This is a genomic window from Nocardiopsis salina YIM 90010, from assembly GCF_000341025.1.
Lineage (GTDB): Bacteria > Actinomycetota > Actinomycetes > Streptosporangiales > Streptosporangiaceae > Nocardiopsis > Nocardiopsis salina.
In genome coordinates, this window is the sequence record NZ_ANBF01000061.1 from 1 (window position 1) to 2056 (window position 2056).

2 protein-coding genes are annotated in these 2056 nt (G+C 72.9%); both read left to right on the forward strand.

What is annotated here, in order from left to right:
* Positions 1-689: TRAP transporter large permease subunit (locus tag D474_RS0106410; protein WP_026118231.1), on the forward strand; the 689-nt coding region annotated here is incomplete at its 5' end.
* A partial coding sequence (locus tag D474_RS0106415; protein ID WP_017612763.1) for an MFS transporter occupies positions 686-2056 on the forward strand: 1371 nt, incomplete at its 3' end. The genes D474_RS0106410 and D474_RS0106415, both read left to right, overlap by 4 nt.

The following is a 2056-nucleotide window of genomic DNA, read 5'->3' on the forward strand; positions in this document are numbered from 1 at the left end:
TCGGCCTCATCATCGGCGGACTGTCGATGACGGGCGTCTCGCTGTCCCTGGCCCGCGAGATGGTCACAGCGCTGGGCGGGTCGGTGGCGCTGGTGCTCGTCGCCGGCGCGCTCACCTCCTTCGTGCTCGGCCTCGGAATGACGGTCTCGGCGGTCTACGTGCTCCTGGCGATCGTGCTGGCCCCGGCACTGGTGGGGATGGGAATCGACCCGATCGCCGCCCACCTGTTCGTCATCTACTGGGCTACGGTCTCCTACATCACCCCGCCCGTGGGGCTGGCCGCCTTCGCCGCCGCCGGTATCGCCGGGACCAGACCCATCCCCACGAGCCTCACGGCGATGCGGTTGGGTGCGGTCAAGTACGTCGTCCCGTTCTGTTTCGTGCTCGACCCAGCGCTGGTCGGACGCGCGCCCCTGCCCGAGGTCGGTCTCGCGGTGCTCTTCGCGGTCGTGGGTGTCGTGGCCATGGGCTGTGCGTTCGAGGGTTACCTCGTGGGAGCCGAACACCCCATGGGCCCGTTCAGCCGCCTGGTCGCCCTCGGCGCGGGTTTCGCGGCGCTGACCCCGGGACCGGTCAGCAGCCTCGTCGGGCTCGGCGCGATCGTGGCGACGGCGCTCGCGGTGCGCTTCGCCGGGCGGCGCAGGGGCGGGCACAGCGAGGACCGGTCCCCGACCGGAACACGGGTGTGAGCGCCCCGAACGCCCCGGGCCCGGACGCGCCGCCGGGCCCGGCCTACGTCGTCCTCCTGGCGAGCTCGGCCCTGGGCACATTGACCAGCACCATCATCAGTGCGCCCATCAACGTCATCGCCGACGCGATCGACGCCGGGCCCAGCGGGATCGTCTTCGCGGTCAGCGCCTTCACCCTGGCCATGGTGCTGTTCTCCCCGGTCGCAGGATGGGCCTGCGAGCGCCTGGGGCCGCACCGGGTGCTGGTCACCTCCCTGGGGCTGATGGTGTTGGCCCAGCTCGGCGCCGCGTGCAGTCAACAGCTGTGGTTCCTCGTGGCCATGCGCGCACTGCAGGGGATCGCCTGTTCGGCCACCCCTCCCGCCGTGCAACAGAGCCTCGCGCACTTCTGGCCCCGCCACCGCGCCCGGATGATGGCCGCGTGGGCCTCGGCGATCGGGGTCGGTCAAGCTCTCGGGCTGCCCCTGGGAGGGCTGGTGGCCGACCTGCTCGGCTGGCGGGCGGTCTTCGGCACCCACGCACTGCTGAGCTTCGTGTTGATGGTGCTCATCGCGCGCATCGTCCCGGCCGCGCCCTCCGGCCGTCCGCCGCTGCACATCAGCGGCATGCTCACCCTCGTCATCGGCATCGGGTCCCTCGTGGGCGCCTTCACCTGGGCCGGGCAGCAGGGCAACCCGGGTGTGGGCATCGCCCTGGTGGTCGCCGGTGTGGTCGGCCTGGCCGCGCACGCCGTGATCGCGCACCACAACCCGGCCGCGCTCGTCGACCCCCGCCTGCTCGTCGAACGCCGCTACCTGCGCAGTACAGCCGCAGCCGGGACCGTCATGGCCTGCCTCGGTGTCGTCGTGGTGGCCACGCCCCTGCACCTGGGCCGCGAGCACGGTATGGGGCCGGAGACCATCGCTGCGGTCACCGTCGCGCTCGCGGTCTCGATGACCCTGTTCGCGCCCGTGTCCTCCTGGATCGGGGCGCGCCTGACCCCCCGGGCCGTGCTCCAGGGCGGGCTCGCCGCGCTCGGCCTCGGCTTGCTCACGCTCGGCTGGGTCGGCACCGCCGGGCAGGCCACCGCAGTCGCCGTCACCGTCGTGGTGCTCGTGGTCGTCGGCTCGGCGATCGGCGCGGTTCAGGCCAACGCAGCGCTCGGGGTGATGCGCTCGGCCGCCGCGAGCCATGGTGCGGCGCTGGGCCTGCACAACATGCTGCGGTTCTCGGGGCTGGCCTGTGGATACGCGTGGGTGGCGATCAGCTTCCCGTGGGGGAGTGTGTTCGTGGTCTACGCGGGCCCGGTCGCGCTGGTGCTGCTCTCGTTCGTGCTGTTGCTCGGCCCGCCCGCCGCCCCCGTGGGGGAGCGGGCCGGCACAGGCGGG